Raw genomic sequence first — 14,776 nt, forward strand, 5'->3', positions numbered from 1 at the left:
ATGTAGCACGAATCAAGATGCGTGGGGGGTGACTTCCGCTGTTGCTTCCCTCCCTCTGCGGGCACTCGCTCCGGAAGCGAGGAAGCGAGGGAGGTGACGGCATGGACTGGCGCGGGTTCGCGCAACAGATGGCGTCCTTGGCCCGCGATCTGCTGGCCCAGGAATCGGTGAACGACACCCTGGAGCGGATCACCGGCTCGGCCACGGAACTGGTGGACGGCTGCGACGCCGCGGGCATCCTCATCCTGCGTGGGCGCCAGGTGCGGTCGCTCGCCCCCACCGACCAGGTCGTCGAGGAGAGCGACGCGCTCCAGGAGCGGGTCGGTGAGGGGCCGTGCTTCGACGCGGCCCGCACGGCGGACGGGCAGCGGCAGTACCGGATCGCCGACTTCCGCGACGAGGCGCGACGCTGGCCCAAGTACGTCCCCCAGGCGCGCAGGCTGAACCTCGGCAGCATGATGGGTTTCCTGCTGTTCACCAGGGACGAGGAGCTCGGGGCGCTGAACCTCTACTCCTACCGGCCCGGCGCCTTCACCGAGGCCGACGAGACGGCGGGCTGGCTGCTGGCCTCGCACGCGGCGGTCGCCTTCTCCACCGCCCGTACGCATGCCCAGTTGCAGGAGGCCATCGGCACCCGGCACACCATCGGCGAGGCCATGGGCATCCTCATGGGCAGCCACCACCTCACCGAGGAGCAGGCCTTCGCCGCACTGCGCCGGTACTCGCAGGACAACAACGTCAAACTGCGCGATCTCGCGGCCCGTGTCTGTGAGTTGGGGACCCTGCCCTGAGCGCCGTGCGCACGCATGAGCAAAGATTGACCGACTTCTTCTCGTTTCGATCACGAACTCTCGTATAGTGATCGTCCGTTGAGTGGTGTGTGACTATCCCCTGCTCGCACGCGCCCCGTTGGACGACACGAGGGCCGCTCCGGCGGCCTGGCGAGGACCCGATTGATGACCGCGCCCGCCCGCCCCGGCGACCGATCCGCTCCCCGCACCCTGGTGGCTGTCGCCCTGCCCTGCGCCGTGGTGTCGGCGCTCGCCGTCGCCGGCGCCGTCGCCGCGGCGCCCTCCTCGGTACGCCTTCCACTCGGCCTGGGCGCGAGCGCGGCGGCGATCCTGCTCTGTGTCGCCGTGACGGTGGCCGTGCACGCCGTCCGTCGGGAACGGGCCACGCGCCGGCTGCTGGACGCCGCCCGCGCGGAGGCGGGAGCCCTCGCCCAGGAGCGCGGGCAGCTGTCCGAGCGCGCCCGGCAGGAGCGGGAGCGACTGCGGGCGGAGGCCGACCGCGAGCAGGCCGACCTCGTCGCCCAGGCCGACCGTGAACGCAGCGGCCTGCTGGACGGGTTCGACCGCGAGCGGGAACGACTCGCCGCCGGTTTCGAGCAGGAGCGGATCCGGCTGGCCGAGCAGCACGCGCAGGAGGTCGCGCGGCTCGCCGAGGAGGCCGGCCGGCTGCGGTCGCGGCTGGACCGGGCGCGCGGCGAACGTGCCGCCGCCGTCTCCGCGACCGCCAACGCGGCCGGCCGGATGCAGGCGCTGGCCACCGGGATGCTCGCGGACCTGCGCGCCATGGAGGAGCGGCACGGTGACGAGGACGTCCTCGCCGACCTGCTCCACCTCGACCACCGCACCGCGCAGGCGGGCCGGCTCGCGGACTCCGTCGCCGTCCTCACGGGGGCCCGCTCCGGACGGCGTTGGGCGCGACCCATCGGTATGGAGTCCATTCTCCGCGGGGCCATGGGACGTATCGCCGGGTACCAGCGGGTGCGGGTGCACTCCGCCAGCGACGCCGCGGTCGCCGGGCACGCCGCCGAGGGCGTCATGCACGCCCTGGCCGAACTCCTCGACAACGCGGCGAACTTCTCGCCGCCCACCGCCGAGGTCCACGTCTACGTGGAGGCGGTGCCGGCCGGGGCGATCGTCTCCGTGGAGGACAGCGGTCTCGTGATGGGCGACGTGCAATTGCGCCGGGCCCAGCAGGCGGTGGCCGGCGAGGCCGCCGGGCTCGGTGGTCTGACCGGCACCCGGCTCGGCCTCGCGGTCGTGGGCCGGCTGTCGGCCAAGTACGGCCTGAAGGTGTCCTTCCGGCCGTCGGCGCGCGGTGGCACGGGCGTGCTGATGCTCATCCCCCAGGACATTCTGAGCGGCCCCGGCGCTTCCGACGGTCCGGCGGCCCCGCCCGTGGCGCCCCCCACCGAGCGGCTGCGGGGCTCCGCGCCGGCCGCGACCGCCAACGCTCCCGCGCTCGAACCGGGTCCCGGGGCGGCCTCGGCCGACGCCACGCCCCTCCCGGAGACCGGAGCCGCGGAGGCCGCGCCCGGACGGGAGACCGGATCCGCCCCGGTCGTGTCCGCCCGGGCGACCGAGACCGCCCCTGCCGAGCGTGAACCGGATGCGGGGACCGCGCCGGTCGTGTCCGACTCGGACGCCGGATCCGGCCCCGCCCCTTCCGAACCGCCGCCCATGCACGACCTGGCGGACCGGGAGGAGGACGACGGGGTCGCCGGGCTGCCCAAGCGCCGCCGGGGCAGGACCCTCGCCGCGGCCGAACGCGCCCGGGCCACCGCCCGTGCCGCCGAACCGCGCCCCGCGCCGGCGGCCGACGACGCGAAGGTGCGCGCGGCCCGGTTCAGCAGCTTCCGCCAGGCCGTGCGCTCCGCCGACACCGGCGCCTCGCGGACCGGCACCAACCCGATGCCGGACGGCACCAGCTCCACGCGGGGCGCGGCCGCCCCACCCGCACCGGACGAGACCACCCCCGACCACCCCGCCCACTCGCACGCGCACCCGGAAGGCGACACCACTTCATGACCGGCTCGACCACCGCCGACGAGAAGCTCACCTGGCTCATCGAGGGCCTGCTGGAGCGCACGCCGGGGGCTCGGCACGCGCTCGTGCTCTCCCGCGACGGCCTCAAGCTGTGCCGCACCCCGGAACTCTCCGTCGACCAGGCCGATCAGCTGGCCGCGATCGCCGCCGGCATCCAGTCGCTGTCCCAGGGCGCCTCCGTGGAGTTCGGCGACGGCAGCGGCGGGGTGCGCTCGGCCATGACCGAGTTCTACGGCGGAATCCTGTTCATCGTCGAGGCCGGAGAGGGCGCGCACCTCGCCGTGATCACCGCGGAGGACGCGGACGCGGGGCTGGTCGGACACAACATGAGCGAGCTGATCGAGCAGCTCGGCGAGCACCTCACCGCGCAGCCCCGCACGTCATGAGCCGCCCCGGCAGGGACGACTCCCCCGACCGGCTGTACACCGTCACCCAGGGGCGCAGCCGGTCCGACTCCGACAACCCCTTCGACCTGGTCACCCTGGTGGTCGCGGAGTGCGAGCCGACGCGCGGCATGCAGTCGGAGCACTCGGCGATCCTGCGGCTGGCCCAGGCGCCCACGGCCGTCGTGGAGATCGCCGCCGAACTGCGGCTGCCCGTGAGCATCACCAAGATCCTGCTCTCCGACCTGCACGCCGCGGGCCGGGTGAGCGCCCGCCATCCGTACACGGCAGCCGTCCCCGATCCCGACATCCTGGAGCAGGTGCTCGTTGGACTCCGCAATCTCTGACGCCCGCACCCCACTGGGTGCGTCCGCCGACAACGGCCTCAAGATCGTGGTCGTGGGCGGGTTCGGCGTCGGCAAGACGACCCTGGTCCGCTCGGTCAGCGAGATACGTCCCCTCAACACCGAGGAGACGATGACGCAGGCCGGCGAGACGGTCGACGACATCAGCGAGGTGCGCGGCAAGACCGCGACGACCGTCGCCTTCGACTTCGGCCGGATCAGCCTCGACGCGCGCAACGTGCTGTACCTGTTCGGCGCGCCCGGCCAGGAGCGGTTCTGGTTCCTGTGGGACCGGCTGTTCTCCGGCACGCTCGGCGCGGTGGTCCTCGTCGACACCCGGCGCATCGACGACTCCTGGTACGCCATCGACCGGCTGGAGCACCACGGCACGCCGTTCATCGTCGCCTGCAACGACTTCGGCGGCCCGCGGCACCAGCCCCAGGCGCTCCGCGAGGCACTGGACCTGGACCCGGGGGTGCCGCTGGTGTTCTGCGACGCACGGTCCCGCGAGTCCAGCAAGCAGGTACTGATCGCGCTGGTCGAGCACCTGAGGACCCGTTACGCCGGCCATGCCGCCCCGCCCCGACAGGAGTTCGTGTGAGCACCGACGCCACCGACGCCGTACCGCTCAGCGGCCCCCGCTTCCAGACCGAGCCCGCGCTGCTGTACCGGCAGATGCGGCGCGACCACGGTGCCGTCACACCGGTGCTGCTGGACGGGGACGTCCCGGCCTGGCTGGTGGTCGGCTACCGCGAGCTGCACCAGGTGACCGGCGATCCGGTGCTGTTCAGCCGGGACTCGGAGCTGTGGAACCAGTGGGAGAACATCCCGGAGGACTGGCCGCTGCTCCCGATGATCGGGCGCAGGCAGCCGTCGATCCTCTACACGGTCGGCGAGCGGCACCGGGAGCGCGCGGCCATGATCAGCGACGCGCTGGAGGCCGTCGACCCGCACGTCCTGCGCGGCCACGCCGAGCGGTTCGCCGACGAACTCGTCGACCGGCTCTGCGCCAGGGGCGAGGCGGACCTGGTCGCCGACTACGCCATGCTGCTGCCGGTGCGAGTCCTGGCCCGGCTGTACGGGTTCTCCGACGAGCAGGGACCGGCACTGGTCACCGCCCTCAACGACATGATCGACGGCAGGGAGCGGGCCATCGCGGGCCAGACGCACCTCGGTACGTCGATGGCGCGGCTCCTCGCCGACCGGAAGGCGGCGCCCGCCGACGACGTCGCCTCCCGGATGCTGGCCGACGAGAGCGGCTTCACCGAGGAGGAGGTCGCCCAGGACCTGATGGTGATGCTGGCCGCGGGCCACCAGCCGACGGCGGACTGGATCGGCAACTCGCTGCGCCTGATGCTCACCGACGAGCGGTTCGCGGCGTCGCTGTTCGGCGGCCGCAACAGCGTCGCCGAGGCCATGAACGAGGTGCTGTGGGAGGACACCCCCACGCAGAACGTGGCCGGCCGCTGGGCCTCGCGCGACACCCGGCTCGGCGACCGCCGGATCCGCGCCGGCGACCTGGTGCTGCTCGGCCTCCAGGGCGCCAACTCCGACCCGCAGGTACGCACCGACGGTTCCGCCCTCACCGGCGGCAACAACGCGCACTTCTCCTTCGGCCACGGCGAGCACCGCTGCCCCTTCCCCGCGCAGGAGGTCGCCGAGGTCATCGCGCGCACGGGCATCGAGGTCGTCCTCGACCGGCTGCCGGACATCGACCTGGCGGTGCCCGCCGCGTCCCTCACCCGTCGCCCCTCGCCCTGGCTGCGGGGGCTGACCGAGTTGCCCGTGCGGTTCACCCCGACCACTGCCCTGGGAGGCACGCCAGCATGACGACCGGTACCGAAGAAGCCCGGATACCCCTGGATCCGTTCGTCACCGACCTGGACGGCGAGGGCGCGCGGCTGCGCGCCGCCGGACCGCTCGCCGCCGTGGAGCTGCCGGGCGGGGTCCCCGTCTGGGCGGTCACGCACCACGCGGAGGCCAAGTCCCTGCTGACGGACCCCCGGCTGGTCAAGGACATCAACGTGTGGGGCGCCTGGCAGCGCGGGGAGATCCCCGCGGACTGGCCGCTGATCGGGCTGGCCAACCCCGGCCGCTCGATGCTCACGGTGGACGGCGCCGAGCACCGGCGGCTGCGGATGCTGGTGGCGCAGGCGCTCACGGTGCGCCGGGTGGAGCACATGCGGGAGCGGATCACCGAGCTGACCGGCCGGCTGCTCGACGATCTGCCCGCGGACGGCGGCGTGGTCGACCTCAAGTCGGTCTTCGCCTACCCGCTGCCCATGTACGTCGTCGCCGACCTGATGGGCATCGAGGAGGCGCGCCTGCCGCGCCTGAAGGTGCTGTTCGAGAAGTTCTTCTCCACGCAGACACCGCCCGAGGAGGTCCTCGCGACCCTCACCGAGCTGGCCTCGATCATGGCGGAGACGGTCGCCGCGAAACGGGCCGCGCCCGGCGACGACCTGACCAGCGCGCTGATCCAGGCGTCCGAGAACGGCGACCACCTCACCGACGAGGAGATCGTCTCCACGCTCCAGCTGATGGTGGCCGCCGGACACGAGACCACCATCTCGCTGATCGTGAACTCGGTGGTCAACCTGTCCACCCATCCCGAGCAGCGGGACCTGGTGCTCTCCGGGAAGGCGGACTGGTCGGCGGTGATCGAGGAGACGCTGCGCTGGTCCACCCCGACCTCGCACGTCCTGATCCGCTTCGCGACCGAGGACGTGCCGGTCGGCGACCGGGTGATCCCCGCCGGGGACGCGCTGATCGTGTCGTACGGCGCGCTGGGCCGGGACGAGCGGGCGCACGGGCCGACGGCCGGGGCGTTCGACATCACCCGCACGTCGGAGAACCGGCACATCTCGTTCGGGCACGGCCCGCACGTGTGCCCCGGCGCCGCCCTGTCCCGGCTGGAGGCGGGCGTGGCGCTCCCCGCCCTCTACGCCCGCTTCCCGGATCTGGACCTCGCGGTGCCCGCCGCGGAGCTGCGCAACAAGCCGGTGGTCACGCAGAACGACCTGTTCGAGCTGCCGGTCAAGCTGGCTTGACGTACCCGGGCCACGCACAGGCGCGGCCCGGCCTTCGCCCGGTCGTCCACCCGCGGGGCGTTTGCTTCCCGCCCCGCGGGCAACTCCGACATTCCGGACGTCGACCCCGTTCCGGCAACCGGCGTCGACACTGCTGTGTGGCACCCCCGGGAGTCGCCATGTGGAAGCGCAAGGGCAGGAAGGACCGGACCCCGCGGCCGGTCCCGATGGAGCTGTGCGACCTGTGCGCCAGGGTCTTCCCCCAGGACGAGTCCGTGACCGGCTACGTGCCGGACTCCTCCGCGGTGCAGGCCGCCCATGAACGGTTCGACGGGCTTCGGCTCATCACCGCGTGCTCGGACGACCACTTCGACGTGATCAAGGAGGGCTACTCGCACCGGCCCTTCGTCGAGGAGGAGCTGTGGGCCGCCAAGCTCACCCGCGCCCTGACCCAGGGTCCGTCGGCCCTCTCCATGGACCAGCTCGGCTCCCGGACCGGTCTCCAGGAGCCGCAGATACGCGCCGCCATCGCCTGGCACAACGACTGGCTGCGTGAACAGCAGCGCACGGACCCCTGATTCGCGCGGCGCTCCAGGTGACCGGGGCCGTCCGGGTGGCGCGACGTTTGCCCGGACGTCCCCGGGGTCACTCAGTTCCCCGTCGGCGAGCCATCGAAAGGACGCCCGAGGAGCACCCGTGAACCGGTTGTGGCGGCCGTTCCACCGTGTGTGGGACCGGCTGGCCGCGTCGTCCCTCGTCCGGCGCGGCCGGGACCTGGAACTGATGCACAGGGCGATGGGCTTCGCCACGCTCGCCCTGGTCACGCTGGCGCCCCTGCTGATCGTCGTGGCCGCCGCCGATCCGCTGGGACGCGGCGGTTTCGCCTCCTGGCTGGCGGACGGGATGGGGCTGTCGGGACGGTCCGCCAAGGCGCTGACCGACATCATCAGTCCCCCCACCAAGGTCGTCGGCACGACCAGCGTGTGGGGCGGCATCCTGCTCGCCGTCTTCGGCGTGTCCTTCGCGGCGAGCGTCCAGAACGGCTACGAACGCATCTGGGAGCTGCCCTCCGGCCCGTGGCACCGCGTCTGGCGCCAGGCGACCTGGGTGGTCGCGCTGACCGCGTACCTCTACCAGGAGGTGCAGACGCGGACCGCCCTGCACGGGACGGCCCGGATCGCGCTGTCCACCGCCGTCGGCATGCTGTTCTTCTGGTGGGGCCAGCACTTCCTGCTGGGCGGCCAGGTGCGCTGGCGGGACCTGCTGCCGGGGGCGCTGGCGACCATGGTGGGCCTGATCGGCCTGCGGGGGTTCTCGTACCTGGTCTTCACGCCGCTCATCCTCGACAACGCGAGCGGTTACGGCACCGTCGGCATCGTGCTGGTGGTGGAGTCCTGGCTGATCGGGGTGGGGTTCGTCGTCTTCGGGGGCGCGATGGTCGGGCACTGGTTCTGCGAGCACCACTGGTGGACCCGGAACATCGACCGTCTCCCGGACTGACCCCGCGCCGGTGGGCGGGCGCGACTACCCCGGCGGTGGCGCCGTGCTCGCGCGGGTCACCAGCCGGGTCGGCACGAGCGTCGTGCCCCGCTCCGGGGCGGCCTCGCGCATCTTGCGCAGGACGGCCCGCACGCAGAGCCGCCCCACCTCGGCGAAGTCCTGGTGGACGGTGGTCAGCGGGGGCAGGAAGGAGCCGGCCTCGGCGATGTCGTCGAAGCCGATGACACTGACGTCCCGCGGAACGCTGCGGCCGTTTTCGTGCAGGGCCCGCATCAGGCCGAGGGCCATCTGGTCGTTGGCCGCGAAGACGGCCGTGCACTCGGGGCGGGCGGCCAGCTCCAGGCCGGCCCGGTACCCGGACTCCGCCGACCAGTCGCCGCGGACGAGCGGCGGCACGGCGCGGCCGGCCTCGGTGAGCGTGTGCCGCCAGGCGTCGGTGCGGCGCTGCGCGGCGAAGGAGCCCTCGGGGCCGCCCAGGTGCCACACCGTGTCGTGCCCGAGGTCGAGCAGGTGGCGCACGGCGGTGCGGGAGCCGCCGGCCTGGTCCGTGTCGACGACCGTGTAGTGGTCGCCCGCGTCGGAGTCGACGACGACGACCTGGACGTGGGGCGGCAGGGTGAGGCTCGCCGCGTCCAGGAGGTGCACCTCCATGATGACGATCACGGCGTCGACGGCCAGTTCCTCCAGCCGGGAGAACGCGCCCCGCACCTCGTCCTGGGTCGGCACGGCGACCGGCAGCAGCGTCACCGCGTACCCCTCGCTCGCCGCGGAGGTGGCGATGGCCTCCAGCGTGCGCACGTTGCCCGTGGTGGCCAGCGTGAAGGTGATGACGCCGATGGTGCGGAACTCGCCGCGCTTGAGGGCCCGGGCCGCGCTGTTGGGCCGGTACCCCAGCTCCTTCATGGCCGCCAGCACCTGCCGCCGGGTCTCCTCGGTCACTCCGGCGTAGCCGTTGGAGACGCGGGAGACGGTCTGCGAGGAGACCCCCGCCAGCCGGGCCACGTCCGCCATGGACGCCGTCGGCACCCGGCCGCCGCGCCGGCGCCGCGGAACCGTGTTCGCGGCGTCTCTCGCGTCCGCGGCTCCCTCAGCGGTGTCCACTGCGTTCCGCCACCTCTCGCACTGTTCCGGTCCCCGGCCCCGAAGGACCCTTGACCGTCGTCCTCGGGGCAGTGTAGACATGCCGCCATCAAATGTTTACGTAAACATAACAGCAATCCTCCGGCCGGGCCGCTTTCCGCGCCGCTCGATGTTTACGCAAACACGCTAGGACTCCCGGACGTGGACGAGCGAGGACCGACATGACGACGCTGCAACCGCCGGCCATCGCCGAGCCGCGGCCCGCCCCGCCCCCGGCGCGGCGCGACCGCCGCTCCTGGACGGGGTGGGGGTTCCTCGGCCCCTTCGTGGCCGTGTTCGCCCTGGTGTTCCTCGCGCCGATCGCCTACTCGGTCTACCTCAGCCTCTTCCGCGAGCAGCTCATCGGCGGGACCACCTTCGTCGGTCTGGACAACTACGGTCAGGCCCTGACGGACGACCGGTTCTGGGCCTCGCTCGGCCGGGTCTCGCTCTTCCTCGCCGTACAGGTGCCGATCATGCTGGGCATCGCGCTGCTGGTGGCGCTGGCGCTGGACAGCGGGCGCCTCTACGGCCGGGACTTCTTCCGCGTCTCGATCTTCCTGCCGTACGCCGTGCCCGCCGTGGTGGCCACCCTGATGTGGGGCTTCATGTACGGCACCCGCTTCGGCCTGGTCGGCGACATCAACGGGGCGCTGGGCGTCTCGCTGCCCGACCCGCTCTCCCCCGACCTGGTGCTCGCCTCCATCGGCAATATCGTGACCTGGGAGTTCGTCGGCTACAACATGCTGATCTTCTACGCGGCCCTGCGGGTCGTCCCGCACTCGCTGTACGAGGCCGCACAGATCGACGGTGCGGGGCAGATCCGCGTGATCACCGCCATCAAGCTGCCGGCGATCCGCGGCGCCCTGGTGATCGCCACGATCTTCTCCATCATCGGCAGCTTCCAGCTCTTCAACGAGCCCAGCATCCTCCAGCCGCTGGCGCCCAACGCCATCACCACCGACTACACGCCGAACTCCTACACCTACGCGCTCTCCTTCAACGGACAGCAGCACAACTACTCCGCGACGGTCGCCATCGTGATGGGGCTGATCACCATGGCCATCGCGTACGTCGTCCAGCTGCGCGGCATGCGCAAGGGAGTGTGATCCGGCGATGACCAGTCCTGCCGCCACCGCCGTCGACCGTTCCGCGCCCGCGCCGTCCGGCCCGTCCGGCTCCGCGCCCCGGCTGCGCACGTCCCGGCGCCGGCACTCCTCGGACCAGCCCCGGCGCAGCGTCCTGCTGACCGTGCTCACCGGTCTCGTGCTGCTGTACAGCCTGGTACCGCTGATCTGGCTGGCCGTCAGCGCCACCAAGACCCAGGAGGGGCTGTCGCGTTCGTTCGGCCTCTGGTTCGACGGCGACTTCGCGCTCTGGGACAACATCGGCGAGACGTTCACCTACGACGACGGTGTCTTCACCCGCTGGCTGCTCAACACCCTGCTGTACGTGGGGCTGGGCGCGGGCGGCGCCACCCTCCTCGCCGTGCTCGGCGGCTACGCGCTCGCCAAGTTCCGCTTCCCCGGCCGGCGCGCGGTCTTCGCCGTCGTCATCGGCGCGGTGGCCGTGCCGGGGACCGCCCTGGCGGTGCCGACCTTCCTGATGTTCAGCGAGATGGGGCTCACCAACACCCCCTGGGCGGTGATCATCCCGTCCCTGATCTCACCGTTCGGCCTCTATCTGATGTGGGTCTTCGCGACCGAGGCGATCCCCACCGAACTGATGGAGGCCGCCCGGATCGACGGCGCCGGCGAGGTGCGCACCTTCTTCCGGGTCGCGCTGCCGCTGCTGGCGCCGGGCATCGTCACCGTCCTGCTCTTCACCATGGTGGCGACCTGGAACAACTACTTCCTGCCGCTGGTCATGCTCAAGGACCCCGACTGGTATCCGCTGACCCTGGGCCTGAACAGCTGGAACGCCCAGGCCGCGACCGCCGGTGGCGAGGCCGTCTTCAACCTGGTCGTCACCGGCTCGCTCATCACGATCCTCCCGCTGATCGCGGCGTTCCTGCTGCTCCAGCGCTACTGGCAGTCCGGCCTGGCCGCCGGAAGCGTCAAGGAATGACCCTCACGCGTCCCTCCTCCCCTCCAACCCTCGACGGTGCCGGTCACGGCCACGAAGAAGTGGAAGCACACCCATGTCCAAGCACTCGCGCCGCCTGCTGAGCGGTATAGGTCTCGTCTGCGCCCTCGCCCTGACGGCGACCGCCTGCGGCGACTCCGACGACGGGGGATCGAGCCAGAAGCCGGTCTCCCAGGACGACGTCCGAGCCGCCCTCAAGAAGGGCGGCACGATCACGGTCTGGGCGTGGGAGCCCACGCTCGAGAAGGTGGCCACGGACTTCGAGAAGAAGTACCCGGGCGTCAAGGTGAACCTCGTCAACGCCGGCACCAACAACGACCAGTACACCGCCCTCCAGAACGCCGTGTCGGCGAAGAAGGGCGTCCCGGACGTCGCCCAGATCGAGTACTACGCGATGGGCCAGTACGCCCTCACCAAGCAGCTCACCGACCTCACGGCGTTCGGCGCGGACAAGCTCTCCGCCAAGTTCTCCCCCGGACCGTGGAACGGGGTCAAGGCCGGCTCGGACGGCATCTGGGCGCTGCCCATGGACTCGGGCCCGATGGCGCTCTTCTACAACAAGAAGGTCTTCGACAAGTACGACATCGAGGTGCCCGCCACCTGGGCCGAGTACCTGGACGCCGCGCGCGAACTGCACAAGGCCGACCCGAAGGCGTACATCACCGCCGACACCGGCGACGCCGGGCTCACCACCAGCATGCTCTGGCAGGCCGGTTCGCGGCCCTACACGGTGAACGGCACCAAGGTGAAGATCGACTTCTCCGACCGGGGCGCCAAGACGTACACCGACACCTGGCAGAAGCTGATCGACGAGAAGCTCCTCACCTCGGTCAACCCCTGGACCGACGAGTGGTACAAGGGCCTCGGCGACGGCACCATCGCGACCCTCGCCACGGGCGCATGGATGCCCGCGAACCTCGCCTCCGGCGTGAAGGAGGCGGCCGGCGACTGGCGCGCCGCGCCGCTGCCGCAGTGGACCGCGGGCGGCAAGGCGAGCGCGGAGAACGGCGGCAGCGCCCTCGCGCTGCCGGAACTCGGCAAGAACGAGGCGCTGGCGTACGCCTTCGTCGAGTACGCGAACGCGGGCGACGGCGTGGGGACCCGCCTGGAGGGCGGCGCCTTCCCGGCGACCACCGCGGAGCTGCAGTCCACGGCGTTCCAGGACACCGCGTTCCCCTACTTCGGCGGCCAGAAGGCCAACAAGATCTTCGCCGAGTCGGCCGCGAACGTCGCCGACGACTGGTCGTACCTGCCCTACCAGGTGTACGCGAACTCGGTCTTCAACGACACCGCGGGCAAGGCCTACGTCTCCGGCACCCCGCTCGCCGAGGGACTGAGGTCGTGGCAGGAGGCCTCCGTCAAGTACGGCGAGGAGCAGGGCTTCACCGTCGAGAAGTAGCCCCCGGAACCGCACGCACCTCACCGGAAGGACCGCCATGATCTCCACCTTCGCGTCCCGCCTCCACCGCGGGCCGGACGGTGCCCCCACCCCCCGGCTCGCCTTCGGCGCCGACTACAACCCCGAGCAGTGGCCGAGGGAGGTGTGGGAGGAGGACGTCCGGCTGATGCGCGAGGCCGGCGTCACCATCGTGTCGCTCGGCATCTTCTCCTGGGCCCGTGTCCAGCCCGGCCCCGGCACCTGGGACTTCGGCTGGCTCGACGACGTGATGGACCTGCTGCACGAGCACGGCGTCGGCGTCGACCTGGCCACCGCCACCGCCTCCCCGCCGCCCTGGCTGACCACCGCGCACCCGGAGATCCTCCCGGTGACGGACCGGGGCGAGACGCTGTCGCCGGGCGCGCGCCAGCACTGGCGGCCGACCTCGCCCGTCTTCCGCGAGCACGCCCTGCGCCTGGTCCGGGAGATGGCGACCCGGTACGCCGGACACCCGGCGCTGGTCGCCTGGCACGTCAACAACGAGCTGGGCTGCCACAACGTGTACGACTACTCGGACGACGCGACCCGTGCCTTCCGGGACTGGCTGCGCGCCCGGTACGGCACGCTCGACGCGCTCAACCACGCCTGGGGCACGGCGTTCTGGTCGCAGCGCTACAGCGACTGGGAGCAGATCCTGCCGCCGCGACTGGCCGCCTCGCACCCCAACCCGACCCAGCAGCTGGACTTCAAGCGGTTTTCCTCGGACGCGCTCAAGGAGCACCTGCTGGCCGAGCGCGACCTCCTGCGGGAACTGACCCCCGGCATCCCCGTGACCACCAACTTCATGGTGATGCCCGGCACCAAGGGCATGAACTACGCGGACTGGGCCGCCGAGGTCGACTTCGTCGCCAACGACCACTACGTGGTGCCGAGCGGGCGCGAGCGGGACGAGCTGTCGTTCTCGGCGAACCTCACCAGCGGCATCGCGGGCGGCCGGCCGTGGTTCCTGATGGAGCACTCCACCAGCGCGGTGAACTGGCAGCCCGTCAACCTGGCCAAGCGGCCGGGCGAGCTGGCCCGGGACTCGCTGACGCACGTGGCGCACGGCGCCGACGCGGTCTGCTTCTTCCAGTGGCGGCAGTCTGCGGCGGGCGCCGAGAAGTACCACTCGGCGATGGTCCCGCACGCCGGCCCCGACAGTGACGTGTTCCGCGCGGTCACGGCGCTGGGCGGCACGCTGGCGGCGCTGGCCCCGGTCGCCGGCAGCGAGCGGGAGCCCGCGGAGGTCGGCATCCTCTTCGACTGGGAGTCCTGGTGGGCGAGCGAGCAGGACTCGCACCCGACCTCCCTGCTCGACTACCACCGGGAGGCGCTCGACTGGTACTCGGCGCTGCTCTCCCTCGGCGTCCGCGCCGACGTCGTCACCACCGGCGCCGACCTGAGCCGCCACCGGGTGCTGATCGCACCGGTGCTGCACATGGTCCCGGCCGGGACGGCCAAGGACCTTACCCGGTACGCCGAGCAGGGCGGGCACCTGGTCACCACGTACTTCTCCGGAGTCGTCGACGAGAACGACCACGTCTGGCTCGGCGGCTACCCGGGCGCCCTGCGGGACCTGCTCGGCATCCGCGTCGAGGAGTTCGGGCCGCTGCCCGCCGGGGAGCGCGTGGAGCTGGACGACGCCGGCACCGGCGACCTGTGGACCGACCAGATCACCGTGACCGCGCCGGAGACCGAGGTCCTGGTCCGCTACCGCACCGGCACGCACGCGGGCCGCCCGGCCGTCACCCGGCGCCCCACCGGGAGCGGTTCGGCCGCCTACGTGTCCACCCGGCTCGGTGCGGCCGGGCTCGCCTCACTGCTGCCGCGGCTGCTGGATCCGGCCGGTGTCGCGAGCGACCTGCCCGCCGAGGTGCGCGGGGCGGTCGAGGCCACCGTGCGGCGCGGCCCCGGCGGCCGGTTCCTGTTCCTGGTCAACCGGACCGACGCGGCGGTGACCGTTCCCGGACTCGCCGGAGAGGCCCTGGTCGGCGACTTGGGCACCGACGGCACCCTCGTCCTCGCACCCAGGGCCGTCGCCGTAGTGCGCACGTCCACCGACTGA

At 72.1% G+C, this 14,776-nt stretch carries 14 protein-coding genes; 13 read left to right on the forward strand and 1 reads right to left on the reverse strand.

The window, feature by feature from the left end:
* Nucleotides 1–101 precede the first annotated feature (101 nt).
* From OIE75_RS02850 to OIE75_RS02890, 9 genes are all read left to right on the forward strand, one after another.
* Nucleotides 102–791, forward strand: a complete 690-nt coding sequence (locus OIE75_RS02850; protein ID WP_307009347.1) for a GAF and ANTAR domain-containing protein — start codon at nt 102–104, stop codon at nt 789–791.
* 165 nt (nt 792–956) lie between these two features.
* Complete coding sequence (locus OIE75_RS02855; protein WP_329469363.1) at nt 957–2,816, forward strand: sensor histidine kinase; 1,860 nt, start codon at nt 957–959, stop codon at nt 2,814–2,816.
* Nucleotides 2,813–3,220 carry a roadblock/LC7 domain-containing protein gene (locus tag OIE75_RS02860; protein ID WP_122617730.1) on the forward strand — a complete coding sequence of 136 codons (408 nt, stop codon included), beginning with the start codon at nt 2,813–2,815 and terminating at the stop codon, nt 3,218–3,220. The genes OIE75_RS02855 and OIE75_RS02860 overlap by 4 nt, the downstream gene beginning before the upstream one ends.
* Nucleotides 3,217–3,564, forward strand: coding sequence for a DUF742 domain-containing protein (locus tag OIE75_RS02865; RefSeq protein ID WP_307009351.1), 348 nt, complete (start codon nt 3,217–3,219; stop codon nt 3,562–3,564). The genes OIE75_RS02860 and OIE75_RS02865 overlap by 4 nt, the downstream gene beginning before the upstream one ends.
* The gene (locus OIE75_RS02870; RefSeq protein WP_307009353.1) at nt 3,545–4,162 is read left to right on the forward strand and encodes a GTP-binding protein; all 618 of its coding nucleotides are present in this window, start codon (nt 3,545–3,547) and stop codon (nt 4,160–4,162) included. The genes OIE75_RS02865 and OIE75_RS02870 overlap by 20 nt, the downstream gene beginning before the upstream one ends.
* A complete protein-coding gene (locus OIE75_RS02875; protein WP_307009354.1) occupies nt 4,159–5,391 on the forward strand; it encodes a cytochrome P450 in 1,233 nt (410 codons plus the stop codon). Before OIE75_RS02870 ends, OIE75_RS02875 begins: the two co-directional genes overlap by 4 nt.
* Nucleotides 5,388–6,611, forward strand: coding sequence for a cytochrome P450 family protein (locus OIE75_RS02880; RefSeq protein WP_307009356.1), 1,224 nt, complete (start codon nt 5,388–5,390; stop codon nt 6,609–6,611). The genes OIE75_RS02875 and OIE75_RS02880 overlap by 4 nt, the downstream gene beginning before the upstream one ends.
* A 158-nt stretch (nt 6,612–6,769) precedes the next feature.
* Nucleotides 6,770–7,168: a hypothetical protein gene (locus tag OIE75_RS02885; RefSeq protein ID WP_125491615.1), complete on the forward strand. Its 399-nt coding sequence runs from the start codon at nt 6,770–6,772 to the stop codon at nt 7,166–7,168.
* A gap of 118 nt (nt 7,169–7,286) precedes the next feature.
* Entirely contained in the window at nt 7,287–8,090 is an 804-nt protein-coding gene (locus tag OIE75_RS02890) for a ribonuclease BN (protein WP_307009358.1), read from the forward strand.
* 24 nt (nt 8,091–8,114) lie between these two features.
* Here OIE75_RS02890 and OIE75_RS02895 read toward each other — a convergent pair whose 3' ends face one another.
* Complete coding sequence (locus tag OIE75_RS02895) at nt 8,115–9,101, reverse strand: LacI family DNA-binding transcriptional regulator (protein ID WP_307017693.1); 987 nt, start codon at nt 9,099–9,101, stop codon at nt 8,115–8,117.
* 290 nt (nt 9,102–9,391) lie between these two features.
* Between OIE75_RS02895 and OIE75_RS02900 the strand changes: the two genes are divergently transcribed.
* The 4 genes from OIE75_RS02900 to OIE75_RS02915 all read left to right on the forward strand — a co-directional run bounded on the left by OIE75_RS02900 (nt 9,392) and on the right by OIE75_RS02915 (nt 14,776).
* Nucleotides 9,392–10,318: a carbohydrate ABC transporter permease gene (locus OIE75_RS02900; protein ID WP_307009360.1), complete on the forward strand. Its 927-nt coding sequence runs from the start codon at nt 9,392–9,394 to the stop codon at nt 10,316–10,318.
* 7 nt (nt 10,319–10,325) lie between these two features.
* Nucleotides 10,326–11,276, forward strand: coding sequence for a carbohydrate ABC transporter permease (locus OIE75_RS02905; protein ID WP_329469364.1), 951 nt, complete (start codon nt 10,326–10,328; stop codon nt 11,274–11,276).
* Between the two features lie 73 nt (nt 11,277–11,349).
* Nucleotides 11,350–12,693, forward strand: a complete 1,344-nt coding sequence (locus tag OIE75_RS02910) for an ABC transporter substrate-binding protein (protein WP_307009363.1) — start codon at nt 11,350–11,352, stop codon at nt 12,691–12,693.
* A 37-nt stretch (nt 12,694–12,730) separates the two neighbouring features.
* The gene (locus OIE75_RS02915) at nt 12,731–14,776 is read left to right on the forward strand and encodes a beta-galactosidase (protein ID WP_329469365.1); all 2,046 of its coding nucleotides are present in this window, start codon (nt 12,731–12,733) and stop codon (nt 14,774–14,776) included.

Origin of the sequence: Streptomyces sp. NBC_01723 (genome assembly GCF_036246005.1) — a bacterium.
Lineage (GTDB): Bacteria > Actinomycetota > Actinomycetes > Streptomycetales > Streptomycetaceae > Streptomyces.

Excerpts from the sequence above, each read along its gene's own strand:
- OIE75_RS02895 (WP_307017693.1), bottom strand. The coding sequence starts at position 9,101 with ATGGCGGACGTGGCCCGGCTGGCGGGGGTCTCCTCGCAGACCGTCTCC.
- OIE75_RS02915 (WP_329469365.1), top strand. The coding sequence starts at position 12,731 with ATGATCTCCACCTTCGCGTCCCGCCTCCACCGCGGGCCGGACGGTGCC.
- OIE75_RS02885 (WP_125491615.1), top strand. The coding sequence starts at position 6,770 with ATGTGGAAGCGCAAGGGCAGGAAGGACCGGACCCCGCGGCCGGTCCCG.
- OIE75_RS02900 (WP_307009360.1), top strand. The coding sequence starts at position 9,392 with ATGACGACGCTGCAACCGCCGGCCATCGCCGAGCCGCGGCCCGCCCCG.
- OIE75_RS02910 (WP_307009363.1), top strand. The coding sequence starts at position 11,350 with ATGTCCAAGCACTCGCGCCGCCTGCTGAGCGGTATAGGTCTCGTCTGC.
- OIE75_RS02905 (WP_329469364.1), top strand. The coding sequence starts at position 10,326 with ATGACCAGTCCTGCCGCCACCGCCGTCGACCGTTCCGCGCCCGCGCCG.
- OIE75_RS02850 (WP_307009347.1), top strand. The coding sequence starts at position 102 with ATGGACTGGCGCGGGTTCGCGCAACAGATGGCGTCCTTGGCCCGCGAT.
- OIE75_RS02860 (WP_122617730.1), top strand. The coding sequence starts at position 2,813 with ATGACCGGCTCGACCACCGCCGACGAGAAGCTCACCTGGCTCATCGAG.
- OIE75_RS02865 (WP_307009351.1), top strand. The coding sequence starts at position 3,217 with ATGAGCCGCCCCGGCAGGGACGACTCCCCCGACCGGCTGTACACCGTC.
- OIE75_RS02855 (WP_329469363.1), top strand. The coding sequence starts at position 957 with ATGACCGCGCCCGCCCGCCCCGGCGACCGATCCGCTCCCCGCACCCTG.
- OIE75_RS02880 (WP_307009356.1), top strand. The coding sequence starts at position 5,388 with ATGACGACCGGTACCGAAGAAGCCCGGATACCCCTGGATCCGTTCGTC.